At 73.7% G+C, this 20,047-nt stretch carries 18 protein-coding genes; 8 read left to right on the top strand and 10 right to left on the bottom strand.

What is annotated here, in order from left to right; all coding sequences use genetic code 11:
- Nucleotides 1-38: 38 nt before the first annotated feature.
- Entirely contained in the window at nucleotides 39-599 is a 561-nt protein-coding gene (locus tag F7Q99_RS06900) for a MarR family winged helix-turn-helix transcriptional regulator (RefSeq protein ID WP_153460507.1), read from the bottom strand.
- Nucleotides 600-743: 144 nt separating this feature from the next.
- On the opposite strand from F7Q99_RS06900, the gene F7Q99_RS06895 reads away from it, so the two are divergent.
- The 3 genes from F7Q99_RS06895 to F7Q99_RS06885 all read left to right on the top strand — a co-directional run bounded on the left by F7Q99_RS06895 (nucleotide 744) and on the right by F7Q99_RS06885 (nucleotide 4,683).
- Entirely contained in the window at nucleotides 744-2,051 is a 1,308-nt protein-coding gene (locus F7Q99_RS06895) for an MFS transporter (protein WP_326846359.1), read from the top strand.
- Nucleotides 2,052-2,222: 171 nt separating this feature from the next.
- On the top strand, nucleotides 2,223-3,833 hold the full coding sequence (locus F7Q99_RS06890; RefSeq protein ID WP_153460505.1) for a dolichyl-phosphate-mannose--protein mannosyltransferase: 1,611 nt from the start codon (nucleotides 2,223-2,225) through the stop codon (nucleotides 3,831-3,833).
- A gap of 265 nt (nucleotides 3,834-4,098) precedes the next feature.
- Nucleotides 4,099-4,683 carry a TMEM165/GDT1 family protein gene (locus F7Q99_RS06885; protein ID WP_153460504.1) on the top strand — a complete coding sequence of 195 codons (585 nt, stop codon included), beginning with the start codon at nucleotides 4,099-4,101 and terminating at the stop codon, nucleotides 4,681-4,683.
- Between the two features lie 20 nt (nucleotides 4,684-4,703).
- Here the strand turns inward: F7Q99_RS06885 and F7Q99_RS40320 are convergent, their stop codons facing one another.
- Complete coding sequence (locus F7Q99_RS40320) at nucleotides 4,704-5,780, bottom strand: peptidoglycan-binding domain-containing protein (RefSeq protein ID WP_195911005.1); 1,077 nt, start codon at nucleotides 5,778-5,780, stop codon at nucleotides 4,704-4,706.
- An 813-nt stretch (nucleotides 5,781-6,593) separates the two neighbouring features.
- Here F7Q99_RS40320 and F7Q99_RS06875 point away from each other — a divergent pair.
- Both F7Q99_RS06875 and F7Q99_RS06870 read left to right on the top strand, forming a co-directional pair.
- Entirely contained in the window at nucleotides 6,594-6,917 is a 324-nt protein-coding gene (locus F7Q99_RS06875) for an antibiotic biosynthesis monooxygenase family protein (protein WP_153460503.1), read from the top strand.
- Between the two features lie 233 nt (nucleotides 6,918-7,150).
- On the top strand, nucleotides 7,151-7,951 hold the full coding sequence (locus tag F7Q99_RS06870; protein WP_153460502.1) for a helix-turn-helix domain-containing protein: 801 nt from the start codon (nucleotides 7,151-7,153) through the stop codon (nucleotides 7,949-7,951).
- Nucleotides 7,952-7,959: 8 nt separating this feature from the next.
- Here the strand turns inward: F7Q99_RS06870 and F7Q99_RS06865 are convergent, their stop codons facing one another.
- The 6 genes from F7Q99_RS06865 to F7Q99_RS06840 form a co-directional block, all read right to left on the bottom strand.
- Nucleotides 7,960-8,793, bottom strand: a complete 834-nt coding sequence (locus F7Q99_RS06865; protein WP_153460501.1) for an ECF transporter S component — start codon at nucleotides 8,791-8,793, stop codon at nucleotides 7,960-7,962.
- Entirely contained in the window at nucleotides 8,790-10,391 is a 1,602-nt protein-coding gene (locus F7Q99_RS06860; RefSeq protein ID WP_326846358.1) for an ABC transporter ATP-binding protein, read from the bottom strand. Before F7Q99_RS06860 ends, F7Q99_RS06865 begins: the two co-directional genes overlap by 4 nt.
- Nucleotides 10,388-11,479 (bottom strand): CbiQ family ECF transporter T component, encoded by a 1,092-nt coding sequence (locus F7Q99_RS06855; RefSeq protein WP_153460500.1) that lies wholly within the window; start codon nucleotides 11,477-11,479, stop codon nucleotides 10,388-10,390. Before F7Q99_RS06855 ends, F7Q99_RS06860 begins: the two co-directional genes overlap by 4 nt.
- A complete protein-coding gene (locus tag F7Q99_RS06850) occupies nucleotides 11,476-12,144 on the bottom strand; it encodes an SCO2322 family protein (protein WP_230210167.1) in 669 nt (222 codons plus the stop codon). The genes F7Q99_RS06855 and F7Q99_RS06850 overlap by 4 nt, the downstream gene beginning before the upstream one ends.
- 2 nt (nucleotides 12,145-12,146) lie before the next feature.
- Nucleotides 12,147-13,388, bottom strand: coding sequence for a prenyltransferase/squalene oxidase repeat-containing protein (locus tag F7Q99_RS06845; RefSeq protein WP_153460499.1), 1,242 nt, complete (start codon nucleotides 13,386-13,388; stop codon nucleotides 12,147-12,149).
- A gap of 309 nt (nucleotides 13,389-13,697) precedes the next feature.
- Nucleotides 13,698-14,333 (bottom strand): TetR family transcriptional regulator, encoded by a 636-nt coding sequence (locus F7Q99_RS06840; protein ID WP_153460498.1) that lies wholly within the window; start codon nucleotides 14,331-14,333, stop codon nucleotides 13,698-13,700.
- A gap of 264 nt (nucleotides 14,334-14,597) precedes the next feature.
- Between F7Q99_RS06840 and F7Q99_RS06835 the strand changes: the two genes are divergently transcribed.
- The 3 genes from F7Q99_RS06835 (at nucleotide 14,598) to F7Q99_RS06825 (ending at nucleotide 17,901) form a co-directional block, all read left to right on the top strand.
- Nucleotides 14,598-15,908 carry a glycosyltransferase family 4 protein gene (locus F7Q99_RS06835; protein WP_153460497.1) on the top strand — a complete coding sequence of 437 codons (1,311 nt, stop codon included), beginning with the start codon at nucleotides 14,598-14,600 and terminating at the stop codon, nucleotides 15,906-15,908.
- Nucleotides 15,909-16,093: 185 nt separating this feature from the next.
- Nucleotides 16,094-16,843 (top strand): class I SAM-dependent methyltransferase, encoded by a 750-nt coding sequence (locus F7Q99_RS06830; RefSeq protein WP_326846356.1) that lies wholly within the window; start codon nucleotides 16,094-16,096, stop codon nucleotides 16,841-16,843.
- A complete protein-coding gene (locus tag F7Q99_RS06825) occupies nucleotides 16,840-17,901 on the top strand; it encodes a prenyltransferase/squalene oxidase repeat-containing protein (RefSeq protein WP_153460496.1) in 1,062 nt (353 codons plus the stop codon). The genes F7Q99_RS06830 and F7Q99_RS06825 overlap by 4 nt, the downstream gene beginning before the upstream one ends.
- 95 nt (nucleotides 17,902-17,996) lie before the next feature.
- On the opposite strand, the gene F7Q99_RS06820 is transcribed toward F7Q99_RS06825, so the two are convergent.
- Nucleotides 17,997-18,896, bottom strand: a complete 900-nt coding sequence (locus tag F7Q99_RS06820) for a hypothetical protein (protein WP_326846355.1) — start codon at nucleotides 18,894-18,896, stop codon at nucleotides 17,997-17,999.
- Nucleotides 18,897-19,066: 170 nt separating this feature from the next.
- A complete protein-coding gene (locus tag F7Q99_RS06815; RefSeq protein ID WP_326846354.1) occupies nucleotides 19,067-20,041 on the bottom strand; it encodes an N-acetylmuramoyl-L-alanine amidase in 975 nt (324 codons plus the stop codon).
- Nucleotides 20,042-20,047: the final 6 nt, after the last annotated feature.

Raw genomic sequence — 20,047 nt, 5'->3', positions numbered from 1 at the left:
GGAGAGTGACTCTCCCGGCGGGCCGGAGCCGTGTCCGCCTACGTCAGATCGGCGGTGCGCCCGAGCGCGTCCGGCTGGCTCTCCTCGATCCGCCGCAGCATCCGCGCCAGCATCGCGGACAGCACGGCCCGCTCCTCGCCCTTGACGTCCTGGAGCAGTTCCTCCTCGAACACCGCCGCCATCCGCATCGACTCCAGCCACTTGTCGCGGCCGTTCTCGGTGAGCTCGATGATCACCCGCACCCGGTTGGACTCGTCCCGTTCCCGGGTGACCAGGTCCTCGGCCACCATCCGGTCGATCCGGTGCGTCATCGCCGCAGGCGTCAGCCCGAGCCGCTTGGCCAGCTCGCCCGGCCCCAGCCGGTACGGGCTGCCGGCGACGACCAGCGCCTTGAGTACCTCCCACTCGGCGGAGGTGATCCCAAGCACAGTCAGTTGCCGGTCGTAGGCCACGCCCATCCGCCGGGCGACCCGGGACAACGTCTGCACGATGGTCTCCACCTGCGGGTCCACCGTGGGGAATTCCCGCTGGTAGACGGCCACCTGCTCGGCGATGCCGAGCTCCCGGGACTTGGCCGGCGCGGGCTTGTCCGTAGTCATGCGCACCAGTGTCGCACGGGGCCGTGCATCTCTTAAGCCTTTGACTCCTCAGCCTTCCAATGCTAAGACTTAACCATCAAAGTTTAGCTCTGAAATCTTCTGGACTTAAGAGTATCCAGTTGAATCCAGGAAGGGATGTGCACGGTGACCGGCACGGTGAAGCAGCAGAGGCAGCAGCGGCACGGGGCGGGCGGCCCGCTGCGCCGCGTCCAGATCGGCAACGCGCTCAGTGCGTTCGGCAGCGGGTTCACGATGCCGTACATGTTCGTGTACGTGGACCAGGTGCGCGGGCTGGGCTCGGTGGCGGCCGGGACGGTGTTCACCGTCTTCGCGCTGGCCGCGCTCGCCGTCCTTCCGCTCACCGGCCGCGGCATCGACCGGTACGGCCCCCGGCCCGTCCTGCTGGCCGGCACCGCGCTCGCCGCCACCGGCGCGTTCGCCTTCGGCCACGCCACGACCACCGCGGCCCTGCTGGTCTCGTCCTTCCTGTTCGGCGGGGGGATCACCACCTGCCAGCCGGCGCTCGCCACCATGATCGTCCGCTGCTCCACCACGGCGACCCGGGCGCACGCCTTCGCGCTGCAGTTCACCCTGGTCAACCTGGGCATGGGCCTCGGTGCGCTGGTCGGCGGGCAGATCGTCGACGTCGCCGACCCGGCCAGCCTGACCCGGCTGTTCACCATCGAGGCGGCGACCCTCGTCGGCCTGGCCCTGATCACCGGCACCGCCCGGATGCCGGCGGCCCCGCTGACCCTCGTCCAGCAGAAGACCGACGGGCCCCAGGGCCTGCGCGCGCTGGTCGCCGACCGGGCGATGCTGCGGCTCTGCGCGCTCGCCGGGCTGATCTTCTTCACCTGCTACGGCCAGTTCGAGTCCGGCGTCGCGGCCTTCGCCACCGACACCGTCGGCACCGCGCCCTCCACCCTGGGCTTCGCGATCGGCGCCAACGCGCTGACCATCGTCGTGCTGCAGATGTTCATGGTGCGCCTCACCGCGCGCCGCCGCCGCACCACCGCGATGGCCGCGGCTGGCCTGGTCTGGCTCGGCGCCTGGACGATGGCCCTGGTCGCCGGTCTGATCCGGACCGAGACCATGGCCGCCACGATCGCGATCGTCTCGATCTACGCCCTGTTCGGCGTCGGCGAGTCGCTGCTCGCGCCCACCATGGCCCCGATCGTCGCCGATCTCGCCCCGACCCGCCTGCTCGGCACGTACAACGCCGGGTTCGCCCTGGTGAAGCAGATCGCGATCGCGGTCGGCCCGGCCGTCGGCGTGCTGCTGGTCGGCTCCGGCACCTGGCCGCTCTACCTCGCGGCCATGGCGGGCTGCACGCTGCTGATCGTCGCCCTGGCGCTGCGGCTGCGCCCGCACCTCACGCCGGAGCAGGACAACGCGGCCCCGGCCGTGGTGGTCCACGCCATCCCGGTGCGGGAGCTGCAGACGGCCGCGTAGCGGGACGCGTGCACGGGCGTACGGACGGGCGCCGACCAGGTCACCTGGTCGGCGCCCGTCGCGCTTGGCTTGACCACCACCGCCCACATAGTGTCAGTGCCTGTTGACCGCCCGGCCCCGGCCGGCACGGCAGCCACCGGCACAGCGGCACACAGGCGAATCGGCGAGGCTATGACGCAAGCGGCGCTCACGCACCCTCCGGCAGCACCGGCCCCCGCACCGGGCCGGCCGGGACCGCTCCGCCGGGCCGCCGACCGGATCGAGTGGTCGGGCTGGCTCGGGCCGATCGGCGTCGCGCTCTTCGCCGGCCTGCTGCGGTTCTGGAACCTCGGCTACCCCAACGCCTTCGTCTTCGACGAGACGTACTACCCCAAGGACGCCTGGTCTCTGCTCCAGCAGGGCTACGAGGGCACCTGGCCGGACCACGCCAACACCGACATCCTGGCCGTCCCGCAGAGCATCCCGCTCACCCCCGCGTCCGAGTTCATCGCCCACCCGCCGCTCGGCAAGTGGGTGATCGCCATCGGCGAGCAGCTCTTCGGCCTGCACCCCTTCGGCTGGCGGTTCATGACCGCCCTGCTCGGCACCGTCACGGTGCTCATGCTGGCCCGGATCGGCCGCCGCCTCTTCGGCTCCACCCTGATCGGCTGCACCGCCGCCCTGCTGATGGCCGTCGACGGCCTCCAGCTGGTGATGAGCCGGGTGAGCCTGCTCGACGGCGTCCAGATGTTCTTCGTCCTCGCCGCCTTCGGCAGCCTGCTGATCGACCGCGACCACGCGCGCGCCCGGCTCGCGGTCGCCGAGGACGGCGACACGGTGACGCTCGGCCTGCGCCCCTGGCGGATCGCCGCCGGGGTGCTCGTCGGCGCCGCCGCCGCGGTCAAGTGGAACGGCGTCATGATCCTCGCCGCCTTCGGCATCCTGACCGTGCTCTGGGACCAGTCCGGCCGCCGCTGGGCCGGCGCCCGCCGCCCCTGGCGCTCGATGCTGCGCCGGGACGCCGTGCCCGCCTTCCTCGCCATGGTCGGCTCCGCCGTCGTCGTCTACGTCGGCGCCTGGAGCGGCTGGTTCGCGAGCGGCGGCAACGGCGGCGGCGGGTACGACCGGCACTGGGCCGACGGTCGGGCCGGGCTATCCCCGGACAGCTTCCTCGGCATCCCGCTGCCGCAGGTGTCGATGAGCTGGGTGCCCGCGCCGCTGCGCAGCCTCTGGCACTACCACTCGCAGATGTACGACTTCAACACCGGGCTGAGCACCCCGCACACCTACCAGTCGAACCCGTTCAGCTGGCTGGTCGTCGGCCGCCCGGTCTCCATGTACTGGGAGCAGGTCCCCATCGGGCAGCGGGGCTGCACCGCCCCCGGCGGCTGTGCGGCGCAGATCCTCGGCCTCGGCACCCCGCTGCTGTGGTGGACGGCCTGCTTCGCGCTGGTCTACCTGCTCTGGCGGTGGTTCTTCCGCCGCGACTGGCGCTCCGGTGCCGTGCTGTGCGCGGTGGCCGGGATCTACCTGCCCTGGTTCCAGTACCAGGAGCGGACGATCTTCTCCTTCTACATGGTCGTCCTGGTGCCGTTCCTGTGCCTGGCCGTCGCGCAGCTGCTCGGCGCGATCCTCGGCCCGCCCGGCTGCACCCCCCGGCGCCGCCGGATCGGCGCGGCGGCGGCCGGGCTGATCGTGCTCGCGATCGTCGGGTGCTTCGCCTTCTTCTACCCGCTGTACACGGCGGAGGTGATCCCGCTGACGTCCTGGCAGGACCGGATGTGGTTCACCAGCTGGGTATGAACGCCGGCGGCTCCTGCGGACTCGGGCGCCGGACTGCTGACCCGACCTCGTCGGGTACCCTGGACGGCGTTGAAGGGGAGTAGCCCTCCACCGGACCGTCGACATACTGGCCCCCCCGGGGCCCGGCGCCCGGGGCATCGCTCGGTGAGCGGTGCCGGCGAGACCTTCGGCCGCAGTGCTGTGACCATGACCAGTGCTGTCGGGCCGAGGCGACCCCTGACGGAACCGCGGCGGCCGGACAGCCCGACCGAGGAATCCGATCCCGATGAGTTTGACCGTGGCCGTCCTGACGTTCGGCATCATCTTCCTGGCCGAACTGCCGGACAAGACCGCCCTGGCCAGCCTGGTGCTCGGCACCAGGTACCGCGCGAGCTACGTCTTCGCGGGCATCGCCGCCGCCTTCGCGCTCCACGTGGGCCTCGCCCTGGCCGCCGGGCACCTGCTCTCGCTGCTGCCGCACCGCTGGGTGGAGGGCGTCACCGCGGCGCTGTTCCTCGTCGGCGCCGCGATGCTGCTCTTCCACGGCGGGGACGACGAGGACGGGCATGCCGCCAAGGAGCCGTCCGCGAACAGCTTCTGGAAGGTGGCCGGGGCGAGCTTCGCGGTCGTCGCGGTCGCCGAGTTCGGCGACCTCACCCAGATCATGACCGCCAACCTGGCCGCCAAGTACGCCGATCCGGCGGCGGTCGGCCTCGGCGCGTGGCTGGCGCTGTGCGCGGTCGGCGGGATCGCCATCGTGGGCGGGCAGAAGCTGCTGAAGCACGTGCCGATGAAGCTGATCGTCCGGGTCGCGGCGGCGATCATGGTGGTGCTGGCGGCCGTCGGCATCGTCAAGGCCGTCATCGGCTGACGGACGGCAGGGCGCCGGGTTCAGCAGCCCTGGTCGGAGGCGAGGGCGGCCTGGGTCTTGGGGCCGTAGACGCCGGTCTCGCCCTTGATGCGGTTGTCCCGCTGGTAGCTCATGAGCACCGTCCTCGTCCAGTCGTCGAAGGTGCCGGAGATGATCGACTTGTCGACGAGTCCGCACTCGGCGGCCCAGAGGCGTTGCTGCATGTCCCTGACGTCGGCCCCGATCATCCCGACCTGGAGCACCCGCAGGGTGGGCGTCGGTGTCGGGGTGGGGGTGGGCGTCGGTGTCGGGGTGGGGGTGGGCATCGGTGTCGGGGTGGGCGTGGGGGTCGGCGTCGGGGTGGGGGTGGGGGTGGCCGTTCTGGTCGGGCTCGGCCTGGTCGTTCTGGTGGGCGTCGGGCTCGGCGTCTCGCTGGTGGGCGGCGCCGAGCTCGGGGTCGGGGCGGCCTGGGTGGTCGGGTCCATCGGCGCGGGCACGAGCGTGTTGGTGGGCAGCGGCTGCGCCTGGTGGACCGGCTCGGGCGAGGGCGTCACCGCGTACGCGAGGCCGACGGTGAGCGCCAGCAGCCCGGCCCCGACGCCCGCGATCAGCATCTTGTGCCGGGCGATGGGGCTCTGCTCGGCCTGCTCGGCCGCCCGCCGCACGGCCCGCCCTCCGGCGGGCTCTGGTTCGGGTGCCGACTGGTCGAACGGGAAGAAGCCGATGTCGTCCCCGGGCTGGGGGTGCCCCGGCTGTCCCACGGGGGGCAGCACCGTCGTCGCGTACGCCCCGGGCCCGGTCGGGGGCATCGGCGGCAGGACGGTGGTGGCGTAGGCGTCGGCGTCCGGCCCGAGCGGAGGCGGCCCGAGCGGGGGCTGCACGGGGGCGAACGGCGGTTGCATCGGGGCGACCGGCGGCAGGACGGTGGTCGCGAACGGGTCGGCGGGCGGTCGCGGCTCCTCGGCCACCTGGCCGGCCGCCTGCGGCACGTACGGGCGGACCAGCGGCGGGCCCTCGACGTGCGGGAGGACGGTGGTCTCGGTGAGGCTCGGATCCGGGAGGCAGCCGCACCCGGCGGAGCGTGCGGTGCCGCACGTCGGGCAGTGCTGGTCCGGCATCGGCCGGTCCTCCTCGGGTCTCGGGCGTGCTGTCCGGGGCGGTCCCGGGCTCGCGATCGCGCCTGATTATGCAGGACGTCCCTGAGGGTGGACAGGGCCGTCCGACCGTCCCGCGGTGGGGTTGTACCGGTTGGTGGTGGTTGGCCCCTGATGAACAGTCGAGGTGAGGGTGACTGTTGTGGCGGTTACGGTCGGCTCGCGCGGGCGGTGCAAACCAGAGCAATTCCGGCAGTATTTCGGTGGCTTGGTGAGCGCGGAGTGATCACCGGCGCGGATCCGGCCTCAGCTGCTCCTTCTGTGCCGGCCGGCCGCCCGGGCCGGTGCGCCAGGGCCGCCGGAGGGAATGACGCCAGCAGCGGGTCGCGCCGGTGAAGACGGTCAGGTCGATCGCGGAGATCGGGGCGAGCCGCGCCTGACAACTTCCTGCCGATCCAAGGAAATTGATGCGTCTGTGGTGGCAAGTCCGCAGACGTCGAGCAGATCTGGACGTTCCTGAGCGGCACCGCCACCGTCGACCTCGCCGGCGACACGGTAGCCGTCGCCGCCGGCGACACCCTCGTCCTGCCGGCCGGCGCCGCCCGCGGGTCACGACCGACAAGGGTTTCACCGCCGTCGTCGCCGGTCCGTCCCCGGCGCACGCCTACAACCCGGACGCCGTCACCCCCGAGGGCGCCTGCGGCCTCGCGCCGAAGAACGACGAGCGCGTCGTGCCGCCGTGGATCGCCTGACCTACGGGGTGTGAGGTGTAGGAGACTGCTCGCAGTAACCGAGCCGGCGGCCGTTCGCGAGCCCCGGCGGACGAGAAGGAGCGGCATGTCCGTCGTCAAGATCAACGTACTGACGGTTCCCGCCGAGCAGCGCGAGGAACTGGAGAGGCGGTTCGCCTCGCGGGCCGGCGCCGTGGAGAACTCGGACGGCTTCGAGTGGTTCGAGCTCCTCCGCCCGGTCGAGGGCACCGATCAGTACCTGGTCTACACCCGCTGGCGCAGCGAGGAGGACTTCAAGGCCTGGATGGAGGGCCCCATGCAGGCCGCCCACCGTGGCGGTGCGGAGGGCGAGGCGCCCAAGCGCCCCGCCGCCACCGGCTCCACCCTCTGGTCCTTCGAGGTCGTCCAGTCGGCGGGCCCGAAGGCCTGAGCCCGTCGCGAACTCAATGCGAACAGCGCGCCCCGGGCTGCGTGAGCCTGGGGCGCGCTGGGCTGTGTGCGCTTGCGCCGCCCGAATGGGTGACTGAGATCGGAGTTTGACGCATCGTTGCCGCATTACGGTGAACATTGCGGCGCGGGCGGCTATCAGCGCTCCGCAAACAGTGAGCCCCGGCGGTGCTACCAACACCCCGGGGTATGGCACTAGGAGTAAAGGGCTCCCGAATGCACATCAATCGTATCCCTCGGCATGCCCCCGGGTACACGATCCTCGACAACGGGCACGTCGTCCGGAAGCACTCGCTGAGTTGGGCGGCGCGTGGCCTGCTCGGGTACCTGCTCAGCCTGCCCGACGGGGCTCGCGAGGACGTCCGCACGCTCGCCGCGAAGAGCGTGGAGGGGCGGGCGACTGTGGCGCGCGCCCTTCGCGAGCTGGAGACGGCCGGGCACTACGTGCGGCGGACGCAGCGGGACCCGCTGACCGGGCAGGTCCGGACCGTCGTCTCGGTCCACGAAGTGCCGGTGACGGGCAAGGCGGTTCACACCGTGCCGCCGCTTCCCGTGTCCCCGGCCGCCGGTTCGCCTGGAGCTGGGGCGGCAGCCGCCGGGAGGACGGGAAGCCCTTCCAAGAAGATGGTTCTCAAGGAAGTGGAAGTCCCTTCCGTCCGTCCATCCGAGAAGTTGACGGTCGGCATGGCGCTGCTGCTCGAACTCGGGCGGCGCGACCCGCGCATGGCGTTGGCGGGCAAGCCGCTGACCGACCAGGCCACGCGGGTGGAGGGGCTGCTCGCGAGGGGCTGGACGCGCGATGCGCTGACGGGGATCCTTTCCGCGCCGCTACCGGAGACGGTCACCCACAGCGTGGGGGCGATTCTCGCGGCGCGGTTGGCGAAGGTGCCGTCCGTCCCTTCGCCCCGCCATGCCGTGGACGGGGCGCGGCGACATGAATGTCCCGGGCGGGACGGGATGTGCGGGCGGCCTGTCGCGGTGGATGGGCAGCTCTGCAACTCCTGCGAGAAGCCTTAGACGGGGTTTCACTCACCCGGTGGCCGGAAGGTCACCGGTGCGGCGAAGGCGGCCCGTCGCGTCGTGCGGCGCAGGGCGCGCAGGACGGGGGTGCCGAGGGTGAGGCACAGCACGACGGTCAAGGCGGCCCGAGGCAGGTCCCAGCCCAGGGACGTGGTGAGGCAGTAGGTGGCGAAGCGGAGCAGGTTGGCCGGGAGCGGATCGCCGGGGACGAAGGAGACGGAGCTGGAGAGGCCGCCGATGTAGGGCCAGCCCTGAAGGTTCATGATCGTGCCGTACAGGAGGGAGGCGGCGGCCCCGTACCCCGCGAGCAGGACGAGTTCGCGGCGACCGCGCACACGGGCGGAGCCGGGGAGAAGGCCCGCGCCGAGGCAGACCCAGCCCATCGCGAGCATCTGGAACGGCAGCCACGGCCCGACGCCGCCGGTCAGCAGCGCGGAGGCGAACATCGACAGCGCGCCGAGGACGAAGCCGAAGCCCGGGCCCAGCACCCGCCCGGACAGCACCATCAGGAAGAACATCGGCTCCAGGCCCGCCGTCCCCGCGCCGAGGGGGCGGAGGGCGGCGCCGGCCGCGGCCAGAACACCCAGCAGGGCGACGGACTTGGCGTCCAGGCCGGGAGCGCCGCCGCCCGCCGAACGGCCCTCGGAGATCTGGGCGATCACGACGGCGAGCAGGAGCGGCAGGAGCAGGGCGAACAGCCAGGGCGCGTCGGCGCAATGGCCGACCAGGGAGGACTTGGTGGAGGCGAGCAGCGGCCAGCCGAAGGCGGTGACACCGACGAACGAAACCAGGAGAAGCGCCGCGACGGAGCGGCGGCCGAGCGGGACGGGGCGGCTCATGAGGCCAGCGCCTCCGCCACCTGGTGGACGGTGAGCCACGGGCCGGGAGCGAGGACCTTGGCCACCTGCGGAGCGAAAGCGGGCGAGGAGACCACCACGTCCGCCGTCGGCCCGTCCGCGACGATCTCGCCCTCGGCCAGGATCACCGTGCGGTGGGCGAGTTCGGCGGCCAGTTCGACGTCGTGCGTCGCCAGCAGCACCGCGTGGCCCTCACCCGCGAGACCGCGCAGGATCTCCACCAGCCGGGCCTTCGCCGCGTAGTCGAGGCCCCGGGTCGGCTCGTCGAGCAGCAGCAGCGGGGGCCGGGCGGTGAGCACGACGGCCAGGGCGAGGGTGAGCCGCTGGCCCTCGGAGAGGTCGCGCGGGTGGGCGGTGTCGGCGATGCCGGGCAACAGCCGCTCGACCAGGGCGCGGCAGGTGCCCGGAGTGGCGCCCGCGTCGGCGTCGGCAGCAGCGCACTCGGCGACGACGCTCTCGCCGTAGAGCAGGTCGCGCGGGTCCTGCGGGACGAGGCCGACCTCGCGGATCAGTTCGGCGGGCCGGGTGCGGTGCGGGGTGCGGCCGTTGACGCGGATGTTGCCGGAGGCGGGCGCGTGCAGGCCGACCAGGCTGCCCAAAAGCGTCGACTTGCCGGCGCCGTTGCGGCCCATCAGCGCGGTGATCTCGCCGGGGCGCAGCGCGAGATCCACCCCGCGCAGGGCGTGGACGGGGCCGCGCCGGACGGCCAGCCGCTCGGCGACGGCGATCGGGTCCCCAGCCAAGGCGGGCGCGGCCGCCGGTCGGTGGCCGTCGAGCTTCTCCCGGAGGGAGGCAGCCTTGCGGCGGGCGTCGCGCACGGACAGCGGCAGCGGCCGCCAGCCCGCCAGCCGTCCGAGGCCGACCACCGGCGGGTGCACCGGCGAGTGCGCCATCACCTCGGCCGGCTCGCCGAGGACGGGCGCGGCGCCCGGGGCGAGCAGCAGCACCTGGTCGGCGTACTGGACGACGCGCTCCAGCCGGTGCTCGGCCATCAGGACGGTGGTGCCGAGGTCGTGCACCAGCCGCTGGAGCACGGCCAGCACCTCCTCGGCGGCGCCCGGGTCGAGCGCCGAGGTCGGCTCGTCGAGGACCAGCACGCGCGGGTGGACGGTGAGCACCGAGCCGATCGCGACGCGCTGCTGCTGGCCGCCGGAGAGGGAGGTGAGGGAGCGGTCGCGCAGCTCGGCGAGGCCGAGCAGGTCGAGCGTCTCCTCGACGCGGCGCCGCATGACGTCCGCGGGCAGGCCCAAGGACTCCATGCCGTAGGCGAGTTCGTCCTCGACGGTGTCGGTGACGAAGTGCGCGAGCGGGTCCTGGCCCACCGTGCCGACCAGGTCGGCGAGTTCGCGCGGGCGGTGTTCGCGGGTGTCCCGGCCGCCGACGGTGACCCGGCCGTGCAGGGTGCCGCCGGTGAAGTGCGGGACGAGCCCGCTGACGGTCCCGAGCAGGGTGGACTTGCCGGAGCCCGACGGGCCCACCAGCAGGCAGAGTTCACCCTCGGGGACGGTCAGGTCGACGCCGGAGAGGGCAGGGGCGGCGGCGTCCGTGTACTGGACGGAGACCTGCTCGAAGGTGATCACGAAGCCCTCCGGGGCGGGGTCGGGGTGGCGAACGCCGGTACCAGGCCGAGGAGTACGGTCGCGGCGGCGGCCAGCGGCAGCACGGGGACGGTCGGCGGGACGACGGTCGGGGCGAAGGCGGCCGGGTCGCGGGTGGAGAGGTAGACGGTGAGGGCCGCGACGGTGGCGCCCGATCCGGCGGTGAGCCACTCGGGGAGCGTCCAGGGATCGGGCCGGTAGCGGGTTCTGACGGACCGTCGACTACCGAGCAGCAGTCCGGTGAAGGCGGCGGCCAGGCCGAGCAGCAGGATGGGGAGTGCCCAGCCGCCTCCGTCGGCGCTCAGCAGCCCGTACGCGGCCAGGCAGACCCCGAGCAGGCCGGCCAGGGTGAGCGCGGCCGTCGCCCGGGCGAGGCGGGGCGGGACGTCGGCGGTGCGGCCGAACCCGCGGGTGTCCATCGCGGCGGCCAGCGCCACCGAACGCTCCAACGCCCCCTCCAGGACGGGCAGTCCGACGCTCAGCAGGGCGGCGATCCCCTTGTCCGTCCGGCCGCGCAGCCGGCGGGCGGCACGCAGCCGCCGCACGTCGGCGACCAGGTTCGGCGCGAAGGTCATCGCCACGACGACCGCCACGCCCGCCTCGTAGAGCGCGCCGGGCAGGGTGCGCAGGAGGCGGGCCGGGCTGGCGAGCGCGTTCGCGGCGCCGACGCAGACGAGCAGGGTCGCCAGGCGCAGCCCGTCGTACAGCGCGGCGAGCAGGCCCTCGGCGGTGACGCGGCCGCCGACCCGCACGCCCTGGGCCCAGGCCGGGAGCGGCACTTCGGGGAGCGTGAACAGCACGTGCGTGCCGGGGATCGGCGAGCCGAGCAGCACGGCGAACAGCAGCCGGACACCGAGGACGAGGAGTCCGAGCCGCAGGAACGCGCCGTACGACCGGGACCAGGGTGCGTCGCCGCGCCGGGCCGCCACCACGTAGCCGGCGACGGCGGCGAGCAGCAGCAGGATCGCCGGATTGGTGGTGCGGGTGGCGGCGGCGCCCAGCCCGAGCGCCCACAACCACCAGGCCCCGGGGTGGACTTGGCGGGAAGCATGCATGGTGACGGACCTCATCGGTGACGGCGGCGCGCCTGCCGGACGGCACCGGCGGCGAGGGCGGCGACGAGGACGCCGCCGGCGATCAGACCGAGGTCGGGGCCGCTGGAGTCGGGGCCGCCGGACGAGGCCGAGCCGCCGGGCTGTGCGCCGGCGCCGAGTTGGTCGGCGCAACCGGCCTTCGGATAGCCGGTGATGGCGCAGAGCAGGCCGTTGGAGTCGTACCGCAACGGCGGCGCGACGGCGGCCAGCACCTCGGCGGAGGTGGCGCTCACGGGCACGGCGGCACACGCGGTGCGCTGCTCGGGCGGCTGCTCGGCGGAGCCGGCGTCGGCGGCCGTGCCGAAGTCCAGTACGACGGCCACCCGCTTACGGCCCTCCTGCGGAGGCGTGCCCGCGCACACGGAGGCGAAGTCGCCACCCGCGCGAGGCCGCGCGGCATCCCGCCCGCCGTCAGAGCTGACGGCGAACCGCCACCCTTCCACACCCCCGTCCGCCGGCACGTACACCGCGGGCCCCTGCTGCTGATACGCCCACCCGCCACTGCCGTCCCCCTTCCAGAACGACCAGTACCGGTACCCCGCCGCCTCCGCGGGAACGGCGGAGGCGGCGACCAGCATCACCCCGAGGAGGGCGGCGAGGAGGGCTCCGCGCCGCCTCCTCGCGGCGGAGCGATTGGTCAACGTCACAGCTTGGCGCCGCGCTTGCGCTGGAGGCTGAGGACGAGGCCGCCGCCGATGCCGATGAGCAGGCCGACGGCGATGAGCCAGTACTGGCCGATGCCGTCGTCCTCGGCCTTCTCGGAGGTGGGGCCGGCGCTCGGGGAGACGGCGGCCTTCGGCGCCGGGCCCAGCGCGGTCAGCTGGCCGACCAGGGCGGAGGTGTCGCGCTGGGCGGCCTGGGTGACGAGCAGGAGCGTCGCGGTGGCGCCCGCGTCGGTGCCGCCCTTCGTCCACGTCGCGCCGTTCTGGCCGAGCCAGTCGAGGGCGCCGGCAGCCTGCTGCGGGTGGCCGCTCTGGGTGAGGCCGAGGGCGGCCCAGGCGGTGGCGGTGTAGTCGGGGGTGGGCGCGGCGCCGGGAGTGGTGAGGGTGAGGTGGTTGCCGCCCGCGGCGAGCTGGGCGGTCAGGTACGCCCCGACGGCCTCCGCCGAGTCGGCCCGGGCGACCGGCGCGGCGGGTGCGCCGTCCGGGCACGGCAGCGGCTTGGGCGCGGCGTCGCTGCGGACGCCGGCGGCGACGGGCAGCCACCCGCCGGCCGCCGCGAGCGAGGCCTGGGCGGTGGCGAGGGCGTTGGGCGCGAGGGCGCCGGCGGACGGGTCGGGCTGGTAGGCGAAGGCGCCGCGCTGGTCGGCGGGCACGGCGCAGCCGAGCTGGAAGTGGGCGAGCCCGTCGAAGGCGTTCTTGCCGGCCTTGGCGACGCCTGCCGGGTCGGCCTTGGCGGCGAACAGGGCGTTGACGGCGAGGCCGGTGGAGTTGGCGTCGCCGGGGCTGCCCGGGTTGTAGGGCCAGCTGCCGTCGGCGTTCTGGTTGGCCTTCAGCCACTGGACGCCCTTGTCGACGGCGTCCTGGTGGCCGCCGAGCGCGGCGAGTGCCTGGATCGCGACCGCGGTGGCGTTGCTGTCCTCGGTCTTCGCGTCGCATCCCGCTCCGGAAGCGCGGAACGACGGCCAGCCACCGTCCTCGCACTGCTGCCCGGTGAGCCAGGAGACCGCCGAGTCGGCCGGGGCGACCTTGGCCGCCGCGAGCGCGGTGAGCGCGAGGGACTGCCGCCACACCCCGTCGTACGTCGGGTCGCTCTTGCCGTACAGGCCGTCGGGGGCGGCGGCTGCGGTCGGGGCGGGGCTGTCGGCGAGGGCCGGTGCGGCGGCGGTGCCGGCGAGCAGCGCGGCGGACAGGGCGGCGGCGCCCAGGCGGGCGACGGTGAGCATGGTGACGGGTACGCCTTTCGGTGAGCGGTGGTGGCCCGTTCGGGCCGTTCCGTAGTCCTCGACGGTGCCGGGCGCGTGCGTCCGGGCCGGCCGCTCGCCCCTCCCCGGGCGCTCCGACTCGCCCGGCCGCCAGGGGCGCCGGACTCACGGTTGCGGGTCAGTGCCGGATTCGCACCGGCTTCCCCCGGAGGTGGGGCGGGATGGAGTTGTGATGCCCGACGACTCTAGCCGCAGGGCCCCGCGGCACCCGACGGTGCGGGCAAGAACATGTTCCAGTTACGGCCGCCGGTCACGGCAGGCCGAGCACGGTCACGGCAGGGTGAGCAGCCGGGCCGCGGTGTGCAGGTCGGCCCGGACCTCGGCGATCGAGGCGCGGCCGGAGAGCCAGGCGACCAGCGCCGAGTGCCAGGTGTGCTCGATCACCCGGACGGCCGCGCGCTGGCTCTCGGTGGGCGGTTCGGACTGCCCGATCGCGTCCAGGATCAGCTGCCCGGTGGCGATGCTGACCTGGTCCACCTCGGCCCCGACCGAGCGGTCCGCGAAGGACAGCGCCCGGACCATCGCCTCGGCGAGCAGCGGCTCGCGCTGGAGCGCGTGGAACGCCCGGGTGAGCGTGTCGGCGACCCGCGGCGCCGGTTCGGGGTCGGTCGGCGGGTGCCGCCGGATGTGCTCCTGGAGGCCCTGCAACTGCTCCAGCATGACCGCGACCAGCAGATGCACCTTGGACGGGAAGTACCGGTAGAGCGTGCCGAGGGCGACCTGCGCGCTCTCCGCGACCTCCCGCATCTGCACCGCCTCGTACCCGCCGCGGGCGGCCAGGGCGGTGGCGGCCCGCAGGATCCGCCGCCGGCGCTCGGCCTGGCGGGCGGTCAGCGGCGGCTCGCCGCCGGCCGTCGCGGGCGCGGCGTGCGGCGCGGGAGTCGGGGGCGTGGTGGACGGCGGCAAGAGTGCTCCCGGGGCGCGAGAGTGGCGGCGTGCTCCGACCGGTCCGGCGGAGCGGACCGCGCAGGCGTGGCGCGAATCACCAGCCCTGACTCCTGAGTGAAAGCTACGGGCCGGTATCTTCGAGGTCTCTCATTGTTCACATGGTCGATGCCGAGTTCCACACCCACTGAAACCTGATCTACTTTAGCGACCGGCAGCACGATCGGCAGCCGCCGACGCAGCCACTGGTAGCAGCACCGATAGCAGCAGAGATGAGGGCCCAGGATGACCGCGCAGCCGCTGCGGATTGCCCTGCTGTCGTACCGCGGCGACCCCTTCTGCGGCGGTCAGGGCGTGTACGTACGGCACCTCTCCCGTGAGCTGGCCAGGCTCGGCCACCACGTGGACGTGATCGGCGCCCAGCCGTACCCCGTCCTGGACGAGGTCGAGGGCCCGGGCTCGGTGCGCCTCGTCGAACTGCCCAGCCTGGACCTGTACCGCGCCGACGACCCGTTCCGCACGCCCGCGAGCGACGAGTTCCGCGGTCCGGTGGACCTGCTGGAGTTCGCCACCATGCGCACCGGCGGCTTCCCCGAGCCGCTGACCTTCTCGCTGCGTGCCCGGCAGTACCTGGCCCGGCACAAGGGCCGCTACGACGTCGTGCACGACAACCAGACGCTCGGCTACGGCCTGCTCGGGCTCGCCCGGCACGGGTTCCCGCTGGTCACCACGATCCATCACCCGATCACCGTGGACCGCCAGTTGGAGCTGGACGCGGCCACCACCCGGCTGCGGCGGCTGTCGCTGCGCCGCTGGTACGCCTTCACCCGGATGCAGCGCCGGGTCGCCGCCCGGCTGGACCACGTGATCACCGTCTCCGGCAGCTCGAAGCGGGAGATCGCCGAGCACCTGGGCGTCGCGCCGGTCGGGATCTCGGTGGTGCCGGTCGGCGCCGACACCCGCCTCTGGGCCCCGGCGGCGCAGGTCGCGCGGGTGCCCGGGCGGATCGTCACCACGTCCAGCGCCGACGTGCCGCTCAAGGGCCTGGTCTACCTGGTCGAGGCGCTGGCCAAGGTGCGCACCGAGCGGCCGGCCCACCTGGTCGTGGTCGGCAAGCCGCAGAAGGAGGACGGCCCCGTCACCGAGGCGGTCCGCCGGTTCGGGCTGGAGGAGCACATCGAGTTCCGCAGCGGGCTGACCGACCAGGAGCTGGTCGACCTGTACCGCTCGGCCGAGGTGGCCTGCGTGCCGTCGCTGTACGAGGGCTTCTCGCTGCCGGCCGCCGAGGCGATGGCCACCGGCACCCCGCTGGTCGCCACCACCGGCGGTGCGATCCCCGAGGTGGCCGGGCCGGACGGGCGGACCTGCCTGGCCGTGCCGCCGGGGAACGCGGACGCGCTGGCCGCGGCGCTCGGCCGGCTGCTGGACGATCCGGAGCTGCGCGCGGAGCTGGGCGCGGCCGGCCGCGAGCGGGTGCTCGCCCGGTTCACCTGGGAGCGGGCCGCCGAGCTGACCGTCGACGCGTACCGCGCGGCGATCGCCACCGGCGTCGGCGCACGGGCCCGCTCCGGGCCCGGCTGGCGGTACGTGCCCTGAACCTCCGGACACGCCCCGAACCACCCGGAACCGAACGGCCCGGACTCCGAACCACCCGGAACCGAACCACCCGGACTCTGAACCACCCGGACGTGCCCCGAGTCGCCTCGGCCGCCCGCCACGACGCCGGACCGATCTGATGAGGCGTCAAGAATGCTCGGTAGCAAAGGAATGGGAGCTCTGCAGTGCTGACCGTCGATTTCTCGCGCTTCCCGCTCGCCCCCGGCGACCGGGTGCTCGACCTGGGCTGCGGCGGGGGCCGGCACGCGTTCGAGTGCTACCGCCGCGGCGCCAACGTGATCGCCCTCGACCAGAACGCCGAGGAGATCGCCGAGGTCCAGAAGTGGTTCGCCGCGATGGAGCAGGCCGGTGAGGCCCCCGAGGGCGCGTCGGCGGTCGCGATGGAGGGCAACGCGCTGGCCCTGCCGTTCGAGGACGAGTACTTCGACAAGATCATCATCTCCGAGGTGATGGAGCACATACCCGACGACAAGGGCGTGCTCAACGAGATGTTCCGCGTCCTCAAGCCGGGCGGCCTGCTCGCCGTCACCGTGCCGCGCTGGCTGCCCGAGAAGATCTGCTGGGCCCTCTCCGACGAGTACCACGAGGTCGAGGGCGGCCATATCCGGATCTACCGCGGCGACGAACTGCTCGGCAAGCTCAAGGACGCCGGCCTGGAGCCGTACGGCACCCACCACGCGCACGCGCTGCACTCGCCGTACTGGTGGATCAAGTGCGCGGTCGGCGTGGACAACGACAAGGCGCTGCCGGTCAAGGCCTACCACAAGCTGCTGGTCTGGGACATCGTCGGCACCCCGGTGATCAGCACGCTCACCAAGGCCGCCGAGAAGGCGCTCAACCCGGTCATCGGCAAGAGCTTCGTCGCGTACGCCTCGAAGCCGAACCGCGCCGAGCCCCGGCAGGCCGGCGCATGACCGCCGCCGTCCCCGAGGTGCTGCTGCTCGACGGGGTGCTCGACGCCGAGCAGGCCGCCGGCACCGTCCGCAGCATCCTCGCCGAGCAGCGGCCCGACGGCGCCATACCGTGGTTCACCGGCCACCACCTCGACCCGTGGGACCACACCGAGGCCGCGATGGCCCTCGACACCGCCGGCGAGCACGCCGCCGCCGAGGCCGCCTACCGCTGGCTCGCCGCCCACCAGAACCCGGACGGCTCCTGGTACGCCGCCTACGTCGACGGCGAGGTCACCGACCGGGCCAAGGAGACCAACTTCTGCGCCTACGTCGCCGTCGGGGTCTGGCACCACCACCTCAGCACCGGCGACGACACCTTCCTGGAGTGGATCTGGCCGGTCGTCCGGCGCGCACTGGACTTCATCGTCGGCCTGCGGCTGCCCGGCGGCCCGATCGCCTGGCGCCTCGACGAGGACGGCACCGCCACCGACGAGGCGCTGCTCACCGGCTCGTCCAGCATCCTGCACGCACTGCGCTGCGGCCTGGCCATCGCCGCGTACCTGGAGGAGCCGCAGCCCGACTGGGAGCTCGCGGCCGGCCGGCTGGGGCACGCCGTGGCCCACCACCCCGAGCGGTTCCTCGACAAGGACCGCTATTCGATGGACTGGTACTACCCGGTGCTCGGCACCGCGCTGCGCGGCAAGGCGGCGCTGGCCCGGATCGAGCGCGACTGGGACCGCTTCGTCGTCCCCGGCCTCGGCGTGCGCTGCGTCAGCGACCGCCCGTGGGTGACCGGCGGCGAGAGCGCCGAACTGGCCCTGGCGCTCTGGGCGATCGGCGAGTCCGACCGCGCGGTGGACATCCTGCGCTGGATCCAGAAGCACCTGCGGCACGACGACGGCTCGTACTGGACCGGGTACGTCTTCGAGGACGACGCGATCTGGCCCGAGGAGCGCACCACCTGGACGGCCGGCGCGCTGCTGCTCGCCGTGGCCGCGCTCGGCGGCGACCCGGCGACGGTCGCGGTGTTCAGCGGGGACGACCTGCCGGAGGGGCTGGTCGTCCAGGACTGCTGCTGAGGTCCTTCGGCGGGCATTCCTCAGCGGGCATCTTTCAGCGGGCATGAACAAGGGGCGGGACCGATCCGGTCCCGCCCCTTGTCGCTGCGTGGGCGTCAGCCGCGCTGGAGGCCCGACGTGTCGTTGAGCACGCCCTGGGTGCCGTCCTGGAGCTGGGCGACCAGCGCGGCACCGCGCTGCTCGACCGCCAGGTACCAGGTGCCGGGGACCAGCTCACCGACCGGCGCGCCGGCCGGGTTGTCCTTCGACGCCAGCGGACGCGGGGACGGGACGGCGAACCAGAACGGCGCGAAGTCGGCCGCCGGGCCCGGCCGCGGGGCCGGAGCCGGGGTCGGCTGCGCAGCCGCGGCGGCGACGTCCTGCGGGCCGGGCTGGCCGGGGGCCGGGTAGCCGTAGCCGCCCTGCTGGGCGCCGTACGCCGCGGCCTGGTTCGGGTCCTGACCCGGCGCCGGGTAGCCGTACTGGCCGGGCGCACCCGGCTGGCCGGGCTGGCCGGGCATCGGGTAGCCGCCCTGGTACGGGACGGCCGGACGGTCGGTCACCAGCGGCGCCTTCAGCGCGGGCACCAGCGGGCCGGCCGCGGCCGCGCCGGCGAGCACGATCAGCGAGATGAAGCCCAGCCAGGCGCCGAAGCCGTGGCCGACGTTGGGGCCCGAGTAGCCGCCGCCCAGCGCCCAGATCGAGGTCCACAGCGCGCAGACCGCGAACGCGACGCCCCACTGGTCCAGCCGCAGGCCGAGCACCTGGCGGTTGGTCGCGGCCGGGCCCTGGAACCGCTGCACCAGGATCAGTGCGGCGGCGGCGATGCCCAGCAGGTAGATGGAGGGCAGGATGGGGAACAGCTCGGTGCTCCACGCGTTCTGCGAGGTGTTGAGGCCCGCGCAGTACGCCCCGGCGCAGCTCACGGTCCAGTAGGGCAGGAAGGAGGCGATGAAGAGCAGGACGGCCGCGCCTGCGACGGCGGCGTCTCCCCTGGTGAGAGCGCGCAGATTCACTTACGTTCCCCTCGTTGACGTGTCGTGGACGGTGGTTCGTCCGGTCGGACCGACCGGCCGAGAACCCCCGAACGGACCAGAAGCCTAGGGCCAACCGCCCTGCCGGTGCACGGCGGGACCGGGAATGGGGCGAAGTCGTTGCAAACGGCGCAGCCCGTCGTCGCCGGACGTCAGCCCCGCGTGGTCAGAAACGCCGTCAGCGCGTCGGCGATCCCCTGGGCGGCCTGCTGCCGCCACTGAGGGTCCGTCATCCGTTTCGCGTCCGTCGGGTTGCGCATGTTACCGCACTCGATGAACACCTTGGGGACCGTGGAGAGGTTGAGGCCGCCCAGGTCGGAGCGGGTGTCCAGGCCGTCGTTCGCCGTGTAGTCGGCGTACGGTTCGCCGGTGGCGGCATGGAACTGCTCGCGCAGCAGCAGGCCGAGCCGGCGCGACGGTTCGACGATCGCCGAGTTGTCCGCCTTCCCGGCGACCACGCGGGCGGGCAGGATCACGTGGAACCCGCTGCCGCTCGCCGGCCCGCCGTCGCCGTGCACCGAGAGCGCCACGTCGGCGTGGGCGTCGGCGGCGGCCTTGGCGCGCTCGTCGATGCACGGGCCCCAGGGGCGGTCGCCGTCCTGGACGAGCACGACGCTGGCGCCGCGGGCGGCCAGGATCGCGCGGGCCCGGCGGGTGACGTCCAGGGTGTACTCGGCCTCGGTGTAGCCGGAGTTGGTCTCGGTGCCGGTGGTGTCGCACTCCTTGCGGGCGTTGCCGATGTCGACCTGGCGGTTGATCTCGGTGGCGTGCGAGAAGTTGCCGGGGTTGTGGCCGGGGTCGAGCAGGATCGTGCGGCCGGTGAGGGCGGCGGGGGAGGCGGGCCCGGTGGGGGTGGTGTCGGGCGTCGGGGCCGGGGTGGGCGCGGGGGCGGCGGTGGCTGCCGTGGACTGCGGGGCCGCTTCGGGCTGGGCCGGCGTGGGCTGGGCCGTTGCGGTTGCGGCGGTGGCAGCTGTGGTGGCGGCGGCCGAGGAGCCCGCCGGGGTGCCACCGCTGACGGCCTGCCAGCCCAGCCAGCCGGCCGTGCAGAGCGGCACGGCCGCGCCCACCACCGTGGTGACGCGCAGCAGGGTGGAACGGCGGGGCGGTCGGTTCGTCGGGACGGTCACGGGTGG

The sequence above is a fragment of the Streptomyces kaniharaensis genome (genome assembly GCF_009569385.1).
Classification (GTDB): domain Bacteria; phylum Actinomycetota; class Actinomycetes; order Streptomycetales; family Streptomycetaceae; genus Kitasatospora; species Kitasatospora kaniharaensis.
This window is presented reverse-complemented; position numbering and strand designations above follow the sequence as displayed.